This window comes from Ancylomarina subtilis, from assembly GCF_004217115.1.
GTDB classification, from domain to species: Bacteria; Bacteroidota; Bacteroidia; order Bacteroidales; family Marinifilaceae; genus Ancylomarina; species Ancylomarina subtilis.
On record NZ_SHKN01000002.1, the window covers coordinates 302152 to 322474 of the forward strand.

A 20323-nucleotide genomic window follows, 5' to 3' on the forward strand; every position below is an offset into this window, starting at 1 on the left:
TCTTTATGGTTTTACCACATAAAGAATTTAGGATTGTCAACAAACTGACTAATATCATCATAGTTAATTGCAAGAACAATTAAGTCGACTAGTGGCATTAGACCAAAGAATCCACCACAAGTAAGGATATAGCCAACACCTGTCATCACTTTAGTTCCAAGGTAGAAACGGTGAACACCAAGACCTCCTAAAAAGAAGTCAAGAATGATAGCTACAATTGGATCTTTAGCTTTTACAGTTGAATTTAAAGTTGTTGTTGCCATCATATTTGAGGACATGTCGTTTAAATTCATCATGATTGTTGATGATGCTTGTTCAAACAAAACATCAATCTTTGCATCATTAACGTGATAGTTTGCTGCTTTAACATTCGAGAATGTCAGCATTGTGCATACAAATGCAAATACGAATAAAATCTTTTTCATGTGTGTAATTTTAATGTTTAAATCAAATTTAAGTAAAAAAAAGTGTTTAACAATTATGCTTATTAAATTTTATTCAAATTTCTAAAATCATCACCTGTTGGATTCTGAAAAACCCTAAGGTTAAACTCAGGAACGATGGCTAATATATGATCGAATATGTCGGATTGAATGGCTTCGTAATTAGCCCATTCCTGATCATTCGAAAAGACATAAATCTCGATTGGAAGCCCTTTTTCGGATGGTTGAAGTTGTCGAACCAGGAAAGTCATATCATTATGAATCTTCGGGTGATTTTCCAGATAAGCTTCGATGTATTTTCTGAAGGTTCCAATATTGGTTAAGCGTTTTTGATTGATTGGAATTTCATTCTCGGGATTCGCTTTCTTGATTTCTTCTTTTTTCTCAGCAATATAGTCTGATATAAGTTTTACTTTTTCAGCCATCTCAATTTCTTCATCAGATAGAAAGTGAATCGATTTTACATCAATGTTCAGATGACGTTTGATTCTTCGCCCTCCGGATTCCTCCATGCCTTTCCAGTTGTTGAAAGATTCTGAAACCAGGGCGTAGGTTGGAATTGTACTAATAGTTTTATCCCAATTTTGAACTTTTACAGTATTCAGACTTATATCGATAACGGTTCCATCTGCGTTTTTTGATGGCATGCTGATCCAGTCGCCAATGCTCACCATTTTATTTGCTGACAGTTGAATGGAAGCTACGAATCCTAAAATGGTATCCTTAAAAACCAAGATGAGAACAGCTGCAAAGGCACCCATTGTACCTAAAATATAAATAGGCGTTTTTCCAATAAGAATACCAATAATTGAGATACATCCCATGACATAGAAAAAAATCTTAATGATTTGAATATAGCCTTTTATGGGACGGGTTTTACTTACCGGAAGTGTGTTGTAAATATCATTTGTTGCGCTAAAAAATGAATCGATGAGCATCACGGTTATGATAATCATATAGATCTGAGTGGCATGCTGAATAAACAGCCCTGTTGGCTCATGTGAAATCATCCCAGCACTGATGTTAATAATAATAGCGGGTGCAAAATGAGAGATTTTATTAAAAACCTTTCTTTCCAAAAGAATATCATCCCAGTGGGTTTTGGTTTTTCGAACCAACTTGGTAATAATTGTAATTAAAACTTTTCTTGAAATGACATCGGAGAGCCAAGCCAGAATTAAAACTATAACAACAGCAATGGTGGATTGAAGTATAACAGCATAATTCTCTGCAATACCGTGGTTGATTAACCAATCTTTTAGGTGGATTCCTAGTAATTCTTTCATGTTTATCGGTCTAAAAACGAGTTGTTTTGATCAGATCAATGATAAAACGGATTAATTTGTAATATAAAAACAAATATATCCAATCAGCTTATTATAATGAAACATATGGGAGATTAGTTCGAAGCTCGATGAATTTGTCTTTTAAAATAATCTACAAGGAGCTGAAAAAGATCATTTATTTAGCCCGATGATTCGCTTATCTTTATACCAACCTTAAATATACAACTATGATACGATTATTAAGACTAACATGCCTGTTGCTGATTTTTGCAACTAAACTGAGTTTTGCCTCGGTTGATTTTGATACTTACTTTGAAAACAAAACCTTGCGGGTTGATTATTTATTGGGAGGTAATGCCAATGAACAAACGGTTTTTTTACAGCAAATAAAAAAGGAATCGTTTTGGGGAGGTACAACAAAGAACCTTGTTGATAGCTTTAATTATGGCAATTTTCGTTTTAAATTGATTGACAAAGCTTCAGAAACTTTAATTTATTCCAGAGGATTTGGATCCTTGTTTCAGGAGTGGCAAGCTACGCCGGAAGCTAAAACGCTGAACCGATCCTATTATCAGGTTAATGTGATGCCATTTCCAAAGCATAAAGCCCAATTTGTCATTGATTATAGAAACAGAGATGGTGTTTATGTCAAGTTGTTTGAGTACGAAATTGATCCTGAAAATTATTTTATTCTTGAAGAAAAGGCCATGGATGTCAATTCCAGTAAGCTGATGGGGAAAGGTAAAGCAAGTGAAAGCATTGATATCGCTTTTATTGCCGAAGGTTATACTCAGGAAGAAATGGGTAAATTTCGAGCTGATGTTGAACGAATTGCAGGTTATGTTTTAAATGTAGAACCGTTTAAATCTTATGCTGATCGATTTAATATTTACGCTTTGGAATCTGTTTCTGAAGATTCGGGACCAGATATACCAGGGCAGCACATTTATAAGAATACTGTTCTTAATTCAACGTTTTACACATTTGATTCTGAGCGTTATCTAACGACTTCAGATTTAAAAACGATGCACGATATTGCTGCCAATGTACCTTATGATCATATTTTCGTATTGATAAATACAGATAAATATGGAGGAGCAGGGATCTACAATTATTACACCTCTTGTGCATCAGATCACAAACTGTCGAGAGAAGTTGCCAGTCATGAGTTTGGCCATGGTTTTGTGGGTTTAGCAGATGAATATTATAATGATAGCGTATCGGTTGAAGATTTTTATAATCTGAAAGTTGAGCCTTGGGAACCTAATATCACAACCCTTGTCGATTTTGATCGTAAATGGAAATCGATGTTTGAGAAGGGAATCGTGACACCCACTCCGAGAACGGAAGAGTATGAAGGAAAGGTTGGGCTTTTCGAAGGTGGTGGCTATATGAGTAAAGGCATGTTTTCACCAGTTATGGATTGCAAAATGAAAACAAACAATAAAGACGAATTTTGCCCTGTTTGCCAAAAGGCATGCGAAAGAATGATTCGCTTTACAATTGGGGAATAAACGTTTTCTCAAATATAAAAAAAATGCACTCATTAAGATGAGTGCATTTTTTTTTACAAAGAATAAATACTTTTGGCTATTCTTTATCTTTCTTAGCGAGGCTGTAGAATGTTAGTAAAGCCAGACCTCCAAATAAGAAGATCATAGAGAAATACGAAACTTCTTCGCTCATTCGGGTATATTCTTCAAGAATATTTCCAACTAAAATACCAATAGCTAAACCAATAGCCAGGATTCCATATTTTAAACTCTCCAGAGTTCTATCTTTGGTTGCACTTACCAAAAGTTCAGCGCTAAGCCCTTTTTCAATTAAGGCTTTTCTTTCACGATGACGGTGAACAAGAAAAATGATCAAAGGAATTGTTCCAAATACGATTGCGGGTACAATAATTTCTTCCATACTATAAGTTTTATTGAATGATTAATAATTTTAAATTGATAGCGAAAACTTTATTTTTTTTGCTTTCAACTTTATGACGCCATGTCTGAAGAAAGGGTTACAATAAAAATGAAGTATTTTATTTTGAAAGAATATCTGGTTGTAAATCATTATCTTGCATTTTGTATGTGATGTTTGTTTCATTTTATTTGTAACCAATATGAGATTGGTGCGTCTAATTATTAGTAGTTCGAAACAAATGCAACATTAAAAGTCTTTATGTAGTCTATTGTATAGTGAAGTAGAAATGTGGGAAGAAAAACGTTTCTGAACGAGTTTGTTAATCCAGTTTCTTAAGATTAGAACATGAAATCGAACAAGGATAGCTATTATATACAAAAAATAAAAAATGGTGATGTAGGTGCATATGCCTATTTGGTAGACCGTCATAAAAAGATGGCTTTTAATATTGCTATGCAAATTATAGGGAACAGGGAAGATGCAGAAGAAATAACTCAGGATTCCTTTTTAAAAGCCTATCAGGCTTTAGATTCATATAAGGGAGAGTCAAAATTTTCGACATGGCTTTATCGTATTATATACAATGCATCTATTTCGAAGATGCGAAAAAAAAAATTAGATCAGGTTTCAATTGATGATGATTATACGGCATCGGTAAATGTAAAAACGACGCAATCGGCATTACAGGATTTAACAAATGAGGAGCAGAAACTCTATATTAATAGGGCTCTTAATAAGATGAATGGTGATGAAAAGATAATCATTAGTCTCTTTTATTTGGAAGAGAATTCAATTGATGAGGTTAGTGAAGTAACCGGATTGAGCGTAGCAAACGTCAAAGTTAAATTACATCGATCCCGTAAGAAATTATACGGTATCTTAGAGCAGTTTTTACAGAAGGAGTTAAAGACTATTCTTTAATTGAAGATATCAGAGTACTAAAAATAAACTTGCTTTTTCTAATTGATCAAAACTTAGAACAGATGCAAAAAGAAGATATTTATAAAGACGAATTTATTAAGAAGTTGTTGAGTGATGTTGAGCTTGAAGAGCCGTCTACTGATTTCACAAAGAATGTGATGGATGACGTCATGCAGGATTGGCTCGAAAATTCTGTGAGCGTTAAGAAGAGAATGCCCCTAAAGCGTTTGTTCATACTAATTGCGATTGTTTTATTGGCTGTTGTGATCTTATTAGGGACTGATGTACACAGTATTGTAGCATCTTGGGATCATCCTTTTATTCAGCAGCTCAACGCAATTTTAATAGAGCCGATACACAATTTATTGATGGTGGCATTTAATCGTATTGTGAGTTTACCTCCTATTGTTTATATAATTATGATTGCAGGTTTGTCATTAATTGTATTTGACAATTTGGTGAAAAAAATGTTGCACCAATCCTGATTTTTTAATTAGAAGTGCAAAAAAAATGCTGTGGGTTCATCCAACAGCATTTTTTTATGAGTTATATCCTAGAAAGGAAGATCATCTTCTTCTGGTGCTGGAGGCATATCAGCAGCATTGAATTCAGGCATTTCAGCTGAAGCTGCAGCTTGCATCTTTTCAATTCTCCAGGCTTCAAGATTCGAAAAGTAGTTTACTTTTCCATCTTTTTCCCATTTTCTACCTCTGATGTTGAAAGAAACTTTAATGTTTTCGTTAACAGAAACTGTTTCTAATAAATCACAACGATCTTGAGTTAATTGAAACTTGATGAAATCATTCCATTCTGAATTTCTTTCATTTTCAACCTCAATTACAAATTCTCTTTTCTTAAAACGATCGCTTATTTGTTGTGTATCCTCCTTAAGGATAACCTTGCCGTTAATTTCGAAGTTCATATAAATATCTTTTGCATAGTAAGCAATGTACTTACTGTAGTTTGTTTATTATTTTGGGGTAGAATTATTCTCTGATGATTACGATTTTCTCGATTTTATCACCCATTCTAATTTGATCGATCACCTCAAGACCTTCGAAAACTTTTCCGAAACAAGTGTGCTGACGGTCTAGGTGAGATGTGTTCTCACGACTGTGGCAAATGAAGAATTGAGATCCACCTGTGTTTCTACCAGCATGCGCCATTGAAAGAACACCTCTGTCGTGATATTGGTTATCACCAGTCAATTCACATTTGATTGTATGACCAGGTCCACCAGCACCAGTTCCGTCAGGACATCCGCCTTGGATTACGAAATTCGGAATCACACGGTGAAAAGTTAATCCATCGTAAAATCCTTTTTCGGAAAGATTAACAAAATTTTGAACTGTAGTTGGTGCATCTTTTTCGAAGAATTCCACCTTCATTAAACCTTTCTCGGTATGAATTTCTGCTTGTAACATATCTCTGATTTTTATTGATTTTAACTACTAAAACTGAAGATTGAAAGTACTCATTTTCTTTCAAATAGTCTTTGCCAGATCCAAATTAATTCAAATTGAAAGTGTTCTCTACACTTTGATTATGAGTCTGTTTAAGTGTAAATGCTTAGCAAATAAGAACTTGTCATTTTGATGAGCTATTGTTATTAATCTTGCTCTGTACTTTCTATCAGCCTACAAAGCTAAGAAAAGAATTGTACTCGCAAAAGGAAAAAAAATCCCTTTCCGATATAAATCGAAAAGGGAATATTTTAATAAAGATCCGTTGATACAGATTCTTTAAGGTCTTATCGTTTCTTAAATATTATTTTTTTGCAGGAGCTTCTTCCTTAACAATATCAAGAAGTTCAACTTCAAAAATAAGAGTAGAGTTTGGTCCGATATTAGCACCTGCTCCACGAGCACCATATGCTAAGTCTGAAGGAATATAAAGTTCCCACTTAGAACCAACAGACATCAATTGTAAAGCTTCAGTCCATCCTTTAATAACACGAGTTGGTAAGAAAGTAACTGGCTTACCGCCTTTGTATGAAGAGTCAAACTCTTTACCATCAATAGTTGTTCCACGGTAGTGAACTTTTACTTTCTGATCTTTAGTTGGGATAGCACCTTTACCTTCAGTTAGAACTTTGTATTGAAGTCCGCTTTCAGTTGTTACAACACCTTCTTTTGCTTTGTTTTCCTCAAGAAATTTTTCACCAGCAACTTTGTTTTTCTCAGCTGCTTTGGTCTTAAGTTCTTTGATAAATTTGTTAATAATGGCACCACCAGCACGAGGTTCGATTCTTAAATCTTCTTGAGCTAATGCAGCATTTAAACCTGCTAAAAGAGCATCCTGATTGATCTCTTCAAGGCTGTTTTGCAATAAGTTTCCACCGAAACTGGCACCAATGCTATAGCTTACAGAATCAACCGTTGTGTTCAAAGCCATATTAGTGTCTACTTTTTTATCGCAAGAGCTAAATGCGAATACGCCTAGTCCTAATGCTAGAGTTAATGCTTTTAATTTCATTGTTTTTAATGTTTAGTTTATCTGTAATTAATTATACAATTTCTAATAACTCTACGTCAAAGATAAGAGTGGTGTGTGGGCCGATTAAGTTACCCGCTCCTTGTGCGCCATAAGCAAGGTTTGAAGGAACAAATAGTTTCCATTTCGATCCTAAAGGCATTAACTGAAGTGCTTCAACCCATCCAGCGATTACACCGTTTACTGGGAATACTGCAGGTTCACCACGATTTACAGAGCTATCAAATACAGTTCCGTTAATCAATGTTCCATGGTAGTGACATTTTACGCTATCAGTTGCTTTAGGAATCTCGCCATTACCTTCGGTGATGATTTGGTACTGAAGACCGCTTTCTAGTTCAATTACACCTTCATTTTTCTTATTCTCTTCAAGAAATTTCTTCCCTTCACCAATAGCCTGACCAGCTTGCTCTTCTTGCATTTTAGTGAAAAATTCCTGTAGAATTCCGTTTGCTTCTTCAGGAGATACTTCTGGCATTTTTCCGTTAAATGCTGCATCAAGAGCTTCAACAAATGGCTCAGTGCTTAATGTTTTAACACCTGAAGTAATTAAGTTGCTTGCAATGCTTAAACCAAGGCAATAGCTTACCTTATCTTGTTCTTCTGTATATTTCATCTATTCAAAATTATTCGTCTCAAAAAAGAGTTTAAAATATCAAATTGCAGATTCTAAAACACTTGCAATTGAAATTAATCCTCATTTGGTTTGAGAAATAGTTATTATATTGTTTTTCAGTTAATTATGTTGTTTGAAAAAAACAAAGCCCTAAGTTAATAGTTTTCGATAAGAATGCTAGGAAAGGGGGCGTTTTTTAAGATTTTTTTAAATTTATTGGCTCTCATCTTCGAAATTGAAACCCTCAATTTTTGATGCTCTGAGAATATGATGTTTGCCTGGAGGACCTGCTAGTCTTTTGACTTCAAAACCAGATGCCCGAAGGGCTCTTTTCACAATCCCTTTTGAGCAATAAGTAACTAGACTAGCATCGGTATTGGAACAATTATATATTTTTTTGAAGATATTTTCATGCCATAGCTCAGGCTGAATATCGGGAGCAAAGGCATCAAAATAAATCAGATCATATTTATCTTCCAAAGTAATCTTTTTTAAGTCTCCCTCTATTTTTTTTAGGTTGAAATAGTCAGATATCTGATACGTTTGATTCCATTTAACCTGATGTAATTTGTTAAATAAATCGGTGTTTTTAAAATCAATTTGTTGGGGATAATTCAGGACTTTGAGTTGATCTTCCTCAACGGGGTAGCGTTCTATGCTGTGATATTCAATCAACCTTTTATGAGTCTCAGCTTCAACAAGACTTAGGTAGGCATTGAGACCGGTTCCAAAGCCAATTTCTAAAATACGAATCGGGTTTTTATCAGAAAATCGCAAACCTGCATTTATGTAAACATGTATGGCTTCCTGAATAGCACCATGTGTTGAATGATAATGTTCGTTCAATTCTGGAATAAATATGGTGTGTGAACCATCTTCGGTTAATTTTATTTCTCTTTTCAGCATGGTGGCAATTAATAATGCATAGTACTATGATTCTCTTTTACTGGTCTGATTTTTTTCAGGTTTAATTGGTGAAATGATAACAGCTTGTTGTCGTAATCGACTTGGTAACAAGCTAATCCATTTCTTCTGAAAGGGTAATTCCTGATCATTATCCGGATGACGAAGCAACACGATAATAAACCCAAAAAACAAGAAACTGCCTTTGAGTATACTCGACAGGGTAAGGCCCCACCAAACTGCTGTGACAGGTACAAATTCGTGCTTAAGATACTCTTGAAAAAGTGGTAGGATTTCAACAAGACTATAGGCAAAAATAAATGCAAATGGGATACGTAATATATTTCCGCTTATCCCAATAATGGCTGGAGGCATGGCTTTACCAATGCCATTAAAAGCCCCTGTTGCTGTAATTTCAACGCACATGAAAATTTGTGAATAGCTGAGGATGATTAAATAAACAACACCCATTTTTAAAACAGCAGGTTCGTTTCCTTTTATAAAAAGGCTGAAGACTTCGGCTCCAAAAAAATAAAATAAAGCAGTACTGATTAAGCCTAAAAATGAAGCAATACCTAAAGTGATAAAAAAACCTTTTTGGATTCTGTCCCAACGTTTGGCTCCAAAGTTTTGCCCCGTAAAAGTTCCCAGTGCTGACGAAAAGCCTAAGGCTGTCATCCAGGAAAGAGCTTCAACCTGAGAGCCTATGGATTGTACGGATAAGGGCATACTGTTTCCTTGTGCAATATTATTCATGACTCGTGCAAGAACGATGGCTAATAAGGCAAAACATGCGGATTGTAAAGCAACTGGTCCTCCTATTTTAACGATTGGTGTTAAGAACTGCTTTTGTAATTTGCCTAAATAGTGTTTGGTTGAAAGTGGTTGATATTTTCCTTTTAATAAGAAAATAAATATCCCGAATACCAAAAGCTGAGAACTAACAGTTGCAATTGCTGCTCCTTCAGCACCCATAGCAGGAATAGGTCCCCATCCGAAAATCAGGATTGGATCGATAATCATATTAATAATCAGACCTACAGCATTTACGAAGAAAGGAATTTTTGTTTTGCCTGTTCCATTATAAATAGCTGACAATGTAATGTTAGAATAAGTGAAAGGCATGCCAAGCGCTACAATTCTTAAATATGTAAATGCGGTTTGGTTTACAAAATCACTCTCAATCTGAAACAGACTTATAATTGATCCCGTAAATAACCATACAAGTATCGCAAAACCAATAGAAAGAACTAATGAAAGACCCAAAGCATTTCGAGTGAAGGCTGTGGCTTCATCCATATTCTTGCGTCCTATAGATTGTGAAATGCAAACTTCGGCACCAATTTTAGGAATATACATTAGGGAAGATCCCAGCCATACGAGATAACCAGCCATTCCCACAGCTCCAACAGTTTCGCTCCCTACATTCCCCAACCAGGCCATATCGATCATATTGTAGGCCATTTGTACGAAAGAAGTTGCTATAATAGGAATAGCAAGTTTGAGTATCTGAGAGAATATATTTCCTGAAGTAAGATCTTTTATCCGTGACACAAATTTGACTTTAAGCTGATTAAAATATGAACGAAAGCTTTTTACGTTTGTCTTTGTATAAAAGCTTGTGAAAATAATGTCATGCAAAATTAAGAAATACAAGTAATAATATTGAAAATAGCTCGATTAATTCAGATCTTGTAGCCATTATGAGTGAAGAAATAATCAGGAAAATAATTCATATTGATATGGATGCTTTTTTTGCTTCGGTTGAGCAGAAAGATAATCCTGAACTTAAGGGTAAAGCGGTGGCTGTAGGCGGAGGTGGAGACAGAGGTGTTGTTGCAGCGGCTAGCTATGAAGCGAGAAAATTTGGGGTGCGATCGGCTTTGCCATCTAAAACCGCATTGAAACGCTGCCCACACCTTATTTTTGTGAAGCCTCGCCATTCGAGATACAAGGAGGTTTCGAATCAGATTATGGCTATTTTTCATGAGTTCACCGATTTGGTTGAACCCCTTTCGATTGATGAGGCTTTTCTCGATGTTAGTCAAAATAAGAAAGGTTTACCTTCTGCAACTGCAATAGCTGAAGAAATAAAGCGAAGAATAAAAGAGGAAACAGGTTTGACGGCTTCGGCAGGTATTTCGGTGAATAAGTTTTTGGCTAAAATAGCATCTGATTACCAAAAACCAGATGGCTTATTTGTGATTAAACCCAAAATGGTAGCGTCGTTTATTGAGAAATTGAGCATTGAGAAGTTTTATGGTGTCGGGAAGGTGACGACAGAAAAGATGCATCAGATTGGCATTTTTCATGGGAAAGATTTAAAGAAACGTTCATTATTGGAACTGACCCGTTTGTTTGGAAAGAATGGAGCTTACTACTATAATATTGCCCGTGGAATTGACGATAGAGAGGTAAATCCGAATCGGATCAGGAAATCGGTAAGTACTGAAAATACCTTTCACGATGATATTAGAAGTAAAGAGGAACTTAAAAAAAGGCTGGAAGAGGCCACTTTGGATCTTCATAAACGCTTAAAGAGGACTAAATTTAAAGGCCGAACAATTAGTTTGAAAATCAAGTATAGTAATTTCGAACAAATAACCCGCTCTCGTACAGTTTTGCATGAGATAACGGAATATCGTGAAATTTTAGACCTGTCGAATAAGTTGCTCAATCAGCTCGAGTTGACAGATAGTGTGCGTTTGCTTGGCATCGGGATTTCCAATCAAATGAAACCTAACGAAGTGATCCAATTAACCTTCGATTTTTAGTTTAATGAATGCTGAATTCATATCATTCATTCAGAATGATTTTTCTATTTTTGCATCTCATTAAAAGATTTAAGGATGTTAAAACACCTAAGTTATTTGTTGTGGGCAACTTGCTTAATTTTTGTAGTTGCCTGCTCACCTCAATCTCAGCAAGAAGCCGGGGTTTTTGATACCAATTTTAGTATAGATTCTTGTTTGGATCAGCAAGCTTCGCAGGATACGGCCTTCATTAATTTGATCAGTTTGTATAAAACCGGGATTGATTCTCAGATGAATCAAATCGTATCGGTAAGTTCTGAAGCATTAATGTCGGGTAAGCCAGAGTCTTTATTGAGCAACTATATTGCTGATGCAATGCTTGAAATCGGCAATCAGTATTGCCTTGAAAATCATCTTAGTCATGGTGTCGATTTATCGATTATTAATAATGGTGGTTTGCGAACCAGCCTTCCCAAAGGAACAATAACTACAGGAAAGATGTTTGAACTTTTGCCATTTGAAAACAAACTTGTGATCATTGGTATGAAGGGGGCTGATTTGAAAAATGTTTTGAGATATTTGGCTGCTAAAAAAGGTGAAGGGGTTTCAGGAATAAAGATGGGAATAAAAGACGGGAAAGCTGTCGATGTTAAAATTGGTAGCGAAAAACTGGATTTAAATAAGATTTACCATATCATTAGTATCGACTACCTGGTAAATGGAGGAGATGGAATGAATTCTTTTGATAAACGAGAGAATTTTCGTCATATGCACATGAAATTACGTGAAGCGATTATAGCACATGCCAAGACTTTGTACCAGTCAGGAACTGGAATTAAGTCTGAATTAGATGGGAGGATTTACTATGAGCAATAGAAGAGATTTTTTTAAGAAGTTGGGAATGGGAGGCCTTTTTTTAGGTTTAGGTGGCTATTCATTCAGCTCCAAAGCAGCCAAGAACAAGCTGACGAAAATAACATTGCTACACACGAATGATATGCATTCTCATATCGATCCTTTTCCGGAATCAGATCCGAAGCATCCTGGCTTGGGTGGTTTTGCTCGAATTAATGCCCTGGTTAAAAGAATAAGACGAGAAGAAGAGCACACCTTATTGCTTGATTGTGGTGATATATATCAAGGGACACCTTATTTCAATTTTTTTAAAGGTGAAGCTGAGTTGAAGCTGATGTCAAAGATGGGCTATGATGCAGGTACAATCGGGAATCATGAATTTGATAATGGTCTTGTTGGGATTTCATCTCAGATGAATCATATGAATTTCCCATTTATCAACTCAAATTACGATTTTACGGGAACAGTCTTAGAAGGAAAGATAAATCCGTACAAAATTTTCTTCAAAGACAACATCAAGATTGGTATCTTTGGTTTAGGTGTTGAGTTGGAAGGACTGGTTGCAAGTAAAAATTGTGAGGGGGTTGAATATATTGATCCAATTTATATGGCAGAGAAAATGGTTGCCCTTTTGAAGGATAATGAGAAGTGTGACCTTATTATTTGTTTGTCTCACTTAGGCTATAGCAGCGATACTGATGACATGTGTGATATAAAGTTGGCGAAAAGCACGTCGGGTATTGATGTCATTTTAGGAGGCCATTCGCACACCTTGTTGGAAACTGCAACTCGTGTTCGTAATTTAGATGACAAAGAAGTCGTTATCAATCAGGTTGGATGGGCTGGTATTGCTCTTGGCCGAATTGATTTTTATATCGATAAGGAAGAGGGCATTAAGCTTGCAAGTTCAAGTTTACATTCCATTGATAAAAGATTGGAAGCCTAATGTTTGTATGCGATTCTGATTCGGAATCAAAATTTAAAGTAAATGAAGAACGTCTTTAAGAAGCTGGATAAGTCCAATTTACCTTATGTAGAAGGTGTGCTTTCAATTGTAGCTAATATTTTATTATTTGCACTTAAATATTGGGCCGGAATCGTTACGGGATCTATTGCTATTATGGCTGATGCCTGGCATACGTTGTCTGATAGTTTGAGCTCGGTTATAGTGTTACTGGGTGCAAAATTCTCCAAAAAACCTGCCGATAAAGAGCATCCATTTGGACATGGTCGTGCCGATTTAATTGCAGCTTTTGTCATTGGAATTATGCTGATGCTTGTGGCTTTTGATTTTATTCTGCAATCCTACGATACGCTTAAAAATGGAGAAGGTTCCATGTTTGGCCCTTTGGCTATTTATGTGATGATTGCCTCTGTGATTTTAAAAGAATTGCTGGCTCAGTTTGCTTTCTGGGGGGCACGAAAATCTGAATCGAAGGTATTAAAAGCCGATGCATGGCATCATAGGAGTGATGCGATTTCTTCATTAATTATTTTGATTGGTATCTTTTTGGGTAAGTATTTTTGGTGGCTCGATGGTGCTTTAGGACTTGTTGTTGCTTTATTGATTGGTTACGCAGCCTACGAAATTATTCGCGATTCCATTTACACGCTTTTAGGTGAGAGCCCTTCGGCGGAAATTATCGAAAAGCTAAAACGAACTTGTGAGCGTTGTTATCCTGAAAATTTACATCCGCATCATTTCCATGTTCATTCTTATGGCGATCATAATGAAATTACCTTTCATATTTGTTTGCCTCCTGAAATGTCAATTCGAGAGGCTCATGAAATTGTCGATCATATCGAAAATGAAATCACTAAGGAATATGCTTATTCAGCAACACTTCATATTGATCCTCTTGATGAGGTTGAAACTGAAGGTTTTGATATTGATTAGTTTTCTTAAGTTTTGATGACTTTATTTTCCCGGGCAAAGAAAACGGCAATTATTGCACCGCCAATAACGCACACAGCCCCAATCATTGAAATTGGATCTAAATTTTCAGTCTTGATCCAATTCACTTGAAGACCGGAAAGCACTGCCATTGTGATGAGGGTGATGATGGGATTCAAAGTGACAATGATACTAACTTTGTAGGCCTCGGTATATTTAAAGGCAAAAGCTAAAGAACCATAGGCAACAAGCGTATTTACCCCAAGGAAAATGACGATCAACCAAATGGGGAGGCTTAAATCTGCGAAAGCAGGAAAATCAACAGTTGGGGTGTAAAGTAAAGCAGGTAATCCGTAAAGAAACATGTTCAGTGTTTGGGCAGGATGTTTTTGTACCAATTTTTTTTGAAGTGCAGCATACAAAACCCAGGCAACAGCCCCAATCTCAATCCATAAGAATCCTTTGTTAAAAGCTTGAGGATCGTGAAGAAACCCTTGTAATTGATTTTGATAAAACAGGATTAGACCAATGCCGGCAATAGCAAATCCCCCAATCTGCTTGTTGTTCAGTCTTTCTTTATAAACGACGAAACCAACCAGAGCTAATAGGATAGGACCCGTTTGTATAATGATTTGCGCATTACTTGGACTCGTGTAGTTAACCCCTTGGAGAAAGCCCATATAGTTTAATCCCAATCCTAAGGCAGCAATTACAAGCAGAACAGGGGGACGCTTAAATATCTGAAGCTGTTTTCTATCCATTACTAAGAAGTAGATAAAGAGAACAGAAGCAGCAAATGTAAATCGGAACCAAACAATAGAACTTGGATCAAGGTATTTAAGTGAGATCTTCAGAAAAATTGGCAAAAAGCCCCAAAGAAAAGCCGTTAGGCAAGCAAATAAAACCCCTTTAAGATTTGTTGATATTCCTGAGTTTCCCATTTTGGTCGGATTAAATTATTTAGAATGAGTTTAAGCAGGACGAAAGTAAACTATTTTTTTAGAATAATAGACGCATTCGGATATGATTTTAGTCTTGTTTTCAATAAATTATCTCTTTGTGTTATGGTTTGATTGTGAGTTTCTTAATCTTGATTTTGAATAACGGGTAAGTCAAAACAAACATAGCCCAAGGCTTTCCAGACTTCCAAAACTTGATTTAAGCCGATTTCAAATGTTGAATATTCCGGATTGTCCGAATGCAGGATAAATTGATTGTTATCCAAATCCTTTTGAACACGCTTGTAAACGATTCCATCTTCAGTACTGACAACAACATGACAGGATCCATTCCGAATCAGTTCCCAATCTTGTACATATTCACAAATGATATAGGCACCAGCAGGTATGGGTAACATACTTTCGCCTTCAATTTGGAAAGCACGGTAGCTTTTGTTTTCCGACAGTTCTGCAAAGGGCATTCTGAAGTTTGGAAGTTCACTAATAAATTCAGTATCCGAATAGCCATTTAAATAACCAGCCGCCGCCTTTACAGGAACAAGTGTGATCATCTCTTCATTTTGATCATCCACAACAATGGGGAGAATCCTTAGTTTATCGCCTTTGGTATCCTGAAGTTTTTCTTTGTCCTGAGCGCTAATATCGGTTAGTACGAGTTCATCCAAAGCTCGATTGTAGAACTTCGTGAATTTAAGAAGTGTATCAAGTTTGGGTGTCGATCTTTTTTTCTCATAAGCGGATATGGATGAGGCACCAATACCTATTTTAAAAGAAAGTTTTGTTTGAGATAATCGTTTTCTTAAGCGAAGGTATTTCAAATTCTGTGCGAGATATTGCATAATAATTCGTTCTGATGAATGTGATAAACTAAAAATTCGTGCAAAAGTAAAGAATACTTGTTGATATTGGCTTTGAATTCTTGTATTTTGGTGATTACAAAATCAAAAAATATTTATGATGACAAGTATAAAAGTAAGATCACCTTTCAATGGTCGATTGCTTCAGGAAATTCCCTTAATGGATGGTCAACAGGTTGAAGAAAAAATGGCTAATGCGTATGCATTATTTCAAGATCGAACACGATGGTTGAAACCTTACGAGCGAATTGAGATTCTGGAAAGAACCAAGAAATTGATGGAAGCCAAAATTGAAGAATTAACTAAGATTGCAGCATCTGAAGGCGGGAAACCTTATCAGGATAGTAAGGTTGAAGTGCTTCGTGCGATTAATGGGGTTCAATTGGCAATTGAGTATATGGGTCAGATAAAAGGGGAGCAAATTCCTATGGGAATGACGGCAGCTTCACTTAATCGATTAGCCTTTACGATGCCCGAACCCATTGGAGTTGTGCTAAGCATATCGGCTTTTAATCATCCCTTAAATCTTGCTGTCCATCAGATTATTCCGGCTTTTGCTGTTGGTTGCCCCGTTATTATCAAGCCAGCAAGCAGCACACCTTTGTCTGCTATCGAGTTGGTTAAAATGATGAAAGAGGCGGGTTTGCCTGCAGACTGGGTCGAGGTGGTGATCTGTAATCGTGAAAATGCTGAATTGATGGTTAAGGACAAGCGCGTGAATTATTTCTCTTTTATTGGTTCGGCAGAAGTGGGGTGGTCATTACGATCGAAGTTGGCTCCAGGCACACATTGTGCCATGGAACACGGTGGTTCCGCTCCGGTAATTGTGCAAGCCGATACAGATATTGACGAAGCTGTGACTTTATTGGGCAAGGGGGCATTTTATCATGCAGGTCAGGTTTGTGTATCTGTTCAGAGAATATATGTACACAAGTCTATTGTGGATGAATTTAGCCAGAAATTAGTGGCTTATGCAAAAGCAATTAAGGTTGGCGATCCTTTGGATCCGTTCACTGAAGTGGGACCTTTAATTGATTCCGAAGAACAGGATCGTGTTCATAAATGGGTGTGTGAGGCTGTAGAAGAAGGGGCTGAATTACTGTGCGGGGGGCACAAGTGTATGGAAACTTGTTACCTGCCAACTGTCTTGTTAAATCCTGCAGAGGAATCGAAAGTCTCAAAACTTGAAGTGTTTGGTCCTGTTGTTTGTATTTATCCTTATGGAAAATTGCAGGAAGCTATTGATCGCAGCAATTCATTGGACTTGGCCTTTCAAGCTTCGATATTTACTAAGGATATGGATAAAGCATTGGACACAGTTAATCAACTCAATGCTTCCGCGGTGATGGTGAATGATCATACAGCTTTTCGTGTGGACTGGATGCCTTTTGGTGGCAGGGATGCATCAGGAATCGGTGTGGGAGGGATCCCTTATTCAATGAAAGAAATGACGCGTGATAAATTAATGGTTATCCGATCCAAATCGATTTAGAGGATATAAAAAGAGGCTGTTTTATTGGACAGCCTCTTTAGTTTTTTTGAGTTTGAGATTACTCCATATGTTTTAAGTTGACGGCGTAAAGGATGATGAAGAGAATCGTAATGAAGCCTCCTATTCCGAGTGTCATCATACCAACTTCCATTCCTATAAAATAGATAGGAACGAGCATCCAAAAAAGATTGACAACAGAGTATAGATAAAACCCATTCTTTTTAAGTTTGAACATTAAGAAGATACCTAATAAGCTTAATAAGGCAAACAGAACGTTAGTTGCAGTCATAGGGGCTAAATTCTCAGCCGTTTTTTCAAGAACTAAAAGTCCATTTTGAGCTGACTCATAGAAAAAACCTGAATCCATTCCTGCATCCTCAAGTTTCTGAATTCCTTCTTCAATTTGAGCTACTTTATCAGGATACGTTTGGTCAAAAGTCACATACTGATAAACAGACTGTAGTAATCCAAATCCGCCACTACCAATAAATGATAGGATACACAGAACTGTAATAAATGTTGGTCTTTTTTTAGGTAATACTACCTGTGAAATATTGTCTTCCATTGGGTGAAAATTAATGTATTAGTATAGGTTATTAATTGATTATTGAATAATTAAGACATGTGTTTTAGATTGACTGCATATAAGGCAATGAATAAGGCTGAGAAAAATCCTGAGAATAAAAGGGCCATACTGACAAATAGATTCCAACCTATAAAAATAGGGGCTACAAACAGAAATCCAACCTGAGCAGCGGTATAAAGGTAAAAACCGATTCTCTTCATTTTAAACATCATAATTGCGCCAACTAAACTCAAAGCAAATAATATAAATTTGGAAAGTGAGATGGCTAAAAAGTTATCAAAAACGACTTGAGCCATGTCAAGAGCTTGTTTAGCGATTAAAGCACCCGCATCGTTACCCAAATGACTATAGGCATCATCCCACATACAGGGTTGAAACAGATCCATAAAAGGAGCAAAAAACATGGCTACCAGATTGCCTAAAGCACCTATACCACTACCTATAAATGTCAAGATGCAAAGTACAGTGAGTAGGGTTGGACGAGGATTTGGATGAACAGAAAGTGTTTCCATGTCAGAGATTTTTGGTTTGTGATAATATTTCAAAGTTCTTTTTCAATTGAAATTGGTAATAAATGTAATAAAAAGAGTGCAATTCCAAACATAAAAATTGGCATGATGTTATTATTAGTATTTGAAATCAAGAAATGGTTACACTATTTTTTATTAAAAGTGATTTATTTTATAACTCGAGGAATAGTCATTCGTTTTAAATTGTTTTAGACTTCTGTTTATTAAGGATTTAAGATAATCGTTAAAAGCTATTGTAAAAAAGGTCTCAAATGTTTTTTTAATAGGGCTAAATGTCTATTTTTGGAAAAATGAATACAGGCAGAAATCGATCTCTTTTATATTGAATGACAACTTGTAATTCAGTAGGTTGTGGTTGATTTATTGGGCTTGTAATCGAATTGATTTGGGTTATGCTTTTAGTGAGATCTTTTAGTATAACTTATAAATAGAACTGACAGATTTTATAAAATACAAACAAAAGAAAAAACAACAATGGAAAGAGATACTCTTATTTTTGACCTGATTGGACAAGAACACAATCGCCAGAAAGAAGGAATCGAATTGATCGCTTCAGAGAACTTCGTTAGTGAGCAAGTAATGCAGGCTATGGGTTCATGTTTAACCAACAAGTATGCTGAGGGATATCCTGGAAAGCGTTACTATGGTGGTTGTCAGATTGTAGATCAAACTGAGCAATTGGCAATTGATAGAGCTTGTGAATTATTTGGTGCAGAGTATGCTAACGTACAACCTCACTCAGGTGCTCAGGCGAATGCTGCAGTATTTTATGCATGTATGAAACCTGGTGATACTTTCTTGGGATTAGATTTGGCCCATGGTGGTCACCTTTCTCATGGTTCTCCTGTAAACCTTTCTGGTAACCTATATAATCCAATTCCTTACCATGTAAGCGAGGAAACTGGAATGGTTGATTATGATGAGGTAGAAAAATTAGCTTTGGAGAATAATCCAAAAATGATTGTTGCTGGTGCTTCGGCATATTCTCGTGATTGGGATTTTCCACGTTTACGTGAAATCGCTGACAAAGTAGGTGCTATTTTAATGGCTGATATTGCTCACCCAGCAGGTTTAATTGCTAAAGGTTTATTGAGCAACCCAGTTCCTCATTGTCACGTTTGTACAACAACAACTCATAAAACACTTCGTGGGCCACGTGGTGGTTTGATCATCGTAGGAAAAGATTTTCCAAATCCATTTGGTGCTAAAACGCCTAAAGGAGAAACGAAGATGATGTCTGCGGTTTTGGATTTTGCAGTATTCCCAGGACAGCAAGGTGGTCCTTTAGAGCACGTTATTGCTGCTAAAGCTGTTGCTTTTGGTGAGGCTTTAACTGATAGCTATAAAGAGTACGCTATTCAGATGCAGAAGAATGCTAAGGTAATGGCTGAAGAGTTCATGAAACTTGGTTATAAAGTTATTTCTGATGGAACAGATAATCACTCTATGTTGGTTGATTTACGTTCTAAATTCCCTGAAATTACAGGTAAAAAAGTTGAGAATACATTGGTAAAAGCTGATATCACTATCAACAAGAACATGGTTCCTTTTGATACGCGTTCTCCTTTCTCTACTTCAGGTATTCGTGTAGGTACTCCTGCAATCACAACTCGTGGTCTTAAGGAAACTGAAATGCCAATTATCGTTCAAATGATTGATGAGGTAATCTCTAATATCGATAATGAGGAAGCTATTGCAGCTGTTAAAACTCGCGTTAATGAAATGATGACTGAGCGTCCTATGTTTGCTTGGTAATTTTTTATTATTGATATATTTCAAAGGCTGCCTTATGGGTGGCCTTTATTTTTTTACCTTGTAAAA

At 36.3% G+C, this 20323-nt stretch carries 22 protein-coding genes; 9 read left to right on the forward strand and 13 right to left on the reverse strand.

Annotated features, from left to right (window positions below; translation table 11 throughout):
- Nucleotides 1-11 precede the first annotated feature (11 nt).
- Entirely contained in the window at nt 12-425 is a 414-nt protein-coding gene (locus EV201_RS12195; protein WP_130307924.1) for a TM2 domain-containing protein, read from the reverse strand.
- Between the two features lie 62 nt (nt 426-487).
- Nucleotides 488-1729 (reverse strand): mechanosensitive ion channel family protein, encoded by a 1242-nt coding sequence (locus EV201_RS12200; RefSeq protein WP_130307925.1) that lies wholly within the window; start codon nt 1727-1729, stop codon nt 488-490.
- A 227-nt stretch (nt 1730-1956) separates the two neighbouring features.
- Between EV201_RS12200 and EV201_RS12205 the strand changes: the two genes are divergently transcribed.
- Complete coding sequence (locus EV201_RS12205) at nt 1957-3243, forward strand: M64 family metallopeptidase (RefSeq protein ID WP_130307926.1); 1287 nt, start codon at nt 1957-1959, stop codon at nt 3241-3243.
- Nucleotides 3244-3319: 76 nt separating this feature from the next.
- Here the strand turns inward: EV201_RS12205 and EV201_RS12210 are convergent, their stop codons facing one another.
- Nucleotides 3320-3643 carry a DUF6249 domain-containing protein gene (locus EV201_RS12210; protein ID WP_130307927.1) on the reverse strand — a complete coding sequence of 108 codons (324 nt, stop codon included), beginning with the start codon at nt 3641-3643 and terminating at the stop codon, nt 3320-3322.
- Between the two features lie 345 nt (nt 3644-3988).
- Here EV201_RS12210 and EV201_RS12215 point away from each other — a divergent pair, with 345 nt between their 5' ends.
- Together EV201_RS12215 and EV201_RS12220 are read left to right on the forward strand one after the other, a co-directional pair.
- Nucleotides 3989-4564, forward strand: coding sequence for an RNA polymerase sigma factor (locus tag EV201_RS12215; protein WP_130307928.1), 576 nt, complete (start codon nt 3989-3991; stop codon nt 4562-4564).
- 62 nt (nt 4565-4626) lie between these two features.
- Entirely contained in the window at nt 4627-5049 is a 423-nt protein-coding gene (locus EV201_RS12220) for a hypothetical protein (protein WP_130307929.1), read from the forward strand.
- A 68-nt stretch (nt 5050-5117) separates the two neighbouring features.
- On the opposite strand, the gene EV201_RS12225 is transcribed toward EV201_RS12220, so the two are convergent.
- From EV201_RS12225 to EV201_RS12250, 6 genes are all read right to left on the reverse strand, one after another.
- On the reverse strand, nt 5118-5486 hold the full coding sequence (locus EV201_RS12225) for a DUF3127 domain-containing protein (RefSeq protein WP_130307930.1): 369 nt from the start codon (nt 5484-5486) through the stop codon (nt 5118-5120).
- A 64-nt stretch (nt 5487-5550) separates the two neighbouring features.
- Nucleotides 5551-5988, reverse strand: a complete 438-nt coding sequence (locus EV201_RS12230) for a peptidylprolyl isomerase (RefSeq protein WP_130307931.1) — start codon at nt 5986-5988, stop codon at nt 5551-5553.
- Nucleotides 5989-6331: 343 nt separating this feature from the next.
- On the reverse strand, nt 6332-7039 hold the full coding sequence (gene bamJ / locus EV201_RS12235) for a BamJ family beta-barrel-assembly machinery protein (RefSeq protein ID WP_130307932.1): 708 nt from the start codon (nt 7037-7039) through the stop codon (nt 6332-6334).
- A gap of 31 nt (nt 7040-7070) precedes the next feature.
- Nucleotides 7071-7673, reverse strand: a complete 603-nt coding sequence (gene bamJ / locus EV201_RS12240; RefSeq protein ID WP_130307933.1) for a BamJ family beta-barrel-assembly machinery protein — start codon at nt 7671-7673, stop codon at nt 7071-7073.
- 213 nt (nt 7674-7886) lie between these two features.
- Entirely contained in the window at nt 7887-8579 is a 693-nt protein-coding gene (mnmC2, locus tag EV201_RS12245) for a tRNA (5-methylaminomethyl-2-thiouridine)(34)-methyltransferase MnmC2 (protein ID WP_130307934.1), read from the reverse strand.
- Between the two features lie 24 nt (nt 8580-8603).
- Nucleotides 8604-10130 (reverse strand): MATE family efflux transporter, encoded by a 1527-nt coding sequence (locus tag EV201_RS12250; RefSeq protein ID WP_130307935.1) that lies wholly within the window; start codon nt 10128-10130, stop codon nt 8604-8606.
- Between the two features lie 149 nt (nt 10131-10279).
- Between EV201_RS12250 and dinB the strand changes: the two genes are divergently transcribed.
- From dinB to EV201_RS12270, 4 genes are all read left to right on the forward strand, one after another.
- Complete coding sequence (gene dinB, locus EV201_RS12255) at nt 10280-11350, forward strand: DNA polymerase IV (RefSeq protein WP_130307936.1); 1071 nt, start codon at nt 10280-10282, stop codon at nt 11348-11350.
- Between the two features lie 75 nt (nt 11351-11425).
- On the forward strand, nt 11426-12205 hold the full coding sequence (locus tag EV201_RS12260) for a 5'-nucleotidase C-terminal domain-containing protein (RefSeq protein ID WP_130307937.1): 780 nt from the start codon (nt 11426-11428) through the stop codon (nt 12203-12205).
- A complete protein-coding gene (locus EV201_RS12265) occupies nt 12195-13130 on the forward strand; it encodes a bifunctional metallophosphatase/5'-nucleotidase (RefSeq protein ID WP_130307938.1) in 936 nt (311 codons plus the stop codon). The genes EV201_RS12260 and EV201_RS12265 overlap by 11 nt, the downstream gene beginning before the upstream one ends.
- A gap of 42 nt (nt 13131-13172) precedes the next feature.
- Nucleotides 13173-14081 carry a cation diffusion facilitator family transporter gene (locus EV201_RS12270; protein ID WP_130307939.1) on the forward strand — a complete coding sequence of 303 codons (909 nt, stop codon included), beginning with the start codon at nt 13173-13175 and terminating at the stop codon, nt 14079-14081.
- A 5-nt stretch (nt 14082-14086) separates the two neighbouring features.
- Here EV201_RS12270 and EV201_RS12275 read toward each other — a convergent pair whose 3' ends face one another.
- Nucleotides 14087-15019 (reverse strand): DMT family transporter, encoded by a 933-nt coding sequence (locus tag EV201_RS12275; protein WP_130307940.1) that lies wholly within the window; start codon nt 15017-15019, stop codon nt 14087-14089.
- A gap of 143 nt (nt 15020-15162) precedes the next feature.
- Nucleotides 15163-15876: an XRE family transcriptional regulator gene (locus EV201_RS12280; RefSeq protein ID WP_130307941.1), complete on the reverse strand. Its 714-nt coding sequence runs from the start codon at nt 15874-15876 to the stop codon at nt 15163-15165.
- 115 nt (nt 15877-15991) lie between these two features.
- Here EV201_RS12280 and EV201_RS12285 point away from each other — a divergent pair, with 115 nt between their 5' ends.
- Nucleotides 15992-17386 carry an aldehyde dehydrogenase family protein gene (locus tag EV201_RS12285; protein ID WP_207224477.1) on the forward strand — a complete coding sequence of 465 codons (1395 nt, stop codon included), beginning with the start codon at nt 15992-15994 and terminating at the stop codon, nt 17384-17386.
- Nucleotides 17387-17444: 58 nt separating this feature from the next.
- Here EV201_RS12285 and EV201_RS12290 read toward each other — a convergent pair whose 3' ends face one another.
- Complete coding sequence (locus EV201_RS12290) at nt 17445-17951, reverse strand: hypothetical protein (RefSeq protein WP_130307942.1); 507 nt, start codon at nt 17949-17951, stop codon at nt 17445-17447.
- Between the two features lie 50 nt (nt 17952-18001).
- Nucleotides 18002-18484 (reverse strand): hypothetical protein, encoded by a 483-nt coding sequence (locus EV201_RS12295; RefSeq protein WP_130307943.1) that lies wholly within the window; start codon nt 18482-18484, stop codon nt 18002-18004.
- A gap of 492 nt (nt 18485-18976) precedes the next feature.
- Between EV201_RS12295 and glyA the strand changes: the two genes are divergently transcribed.
- The gene (glyA, locus tag EV201_RS12300) at nt 18977-20257 is read left to right on the forward strand and encodes a serine hydroxymethyltransferase (protein ID WP_130307944.1); all 1281 of its coding nucleotides are present in this window, start codon (nt 18977-18979) and stop codon (nt 20255-20257) included.
- Nucleotides 20258-20323 lie beyond the last annotated feature (66 nt).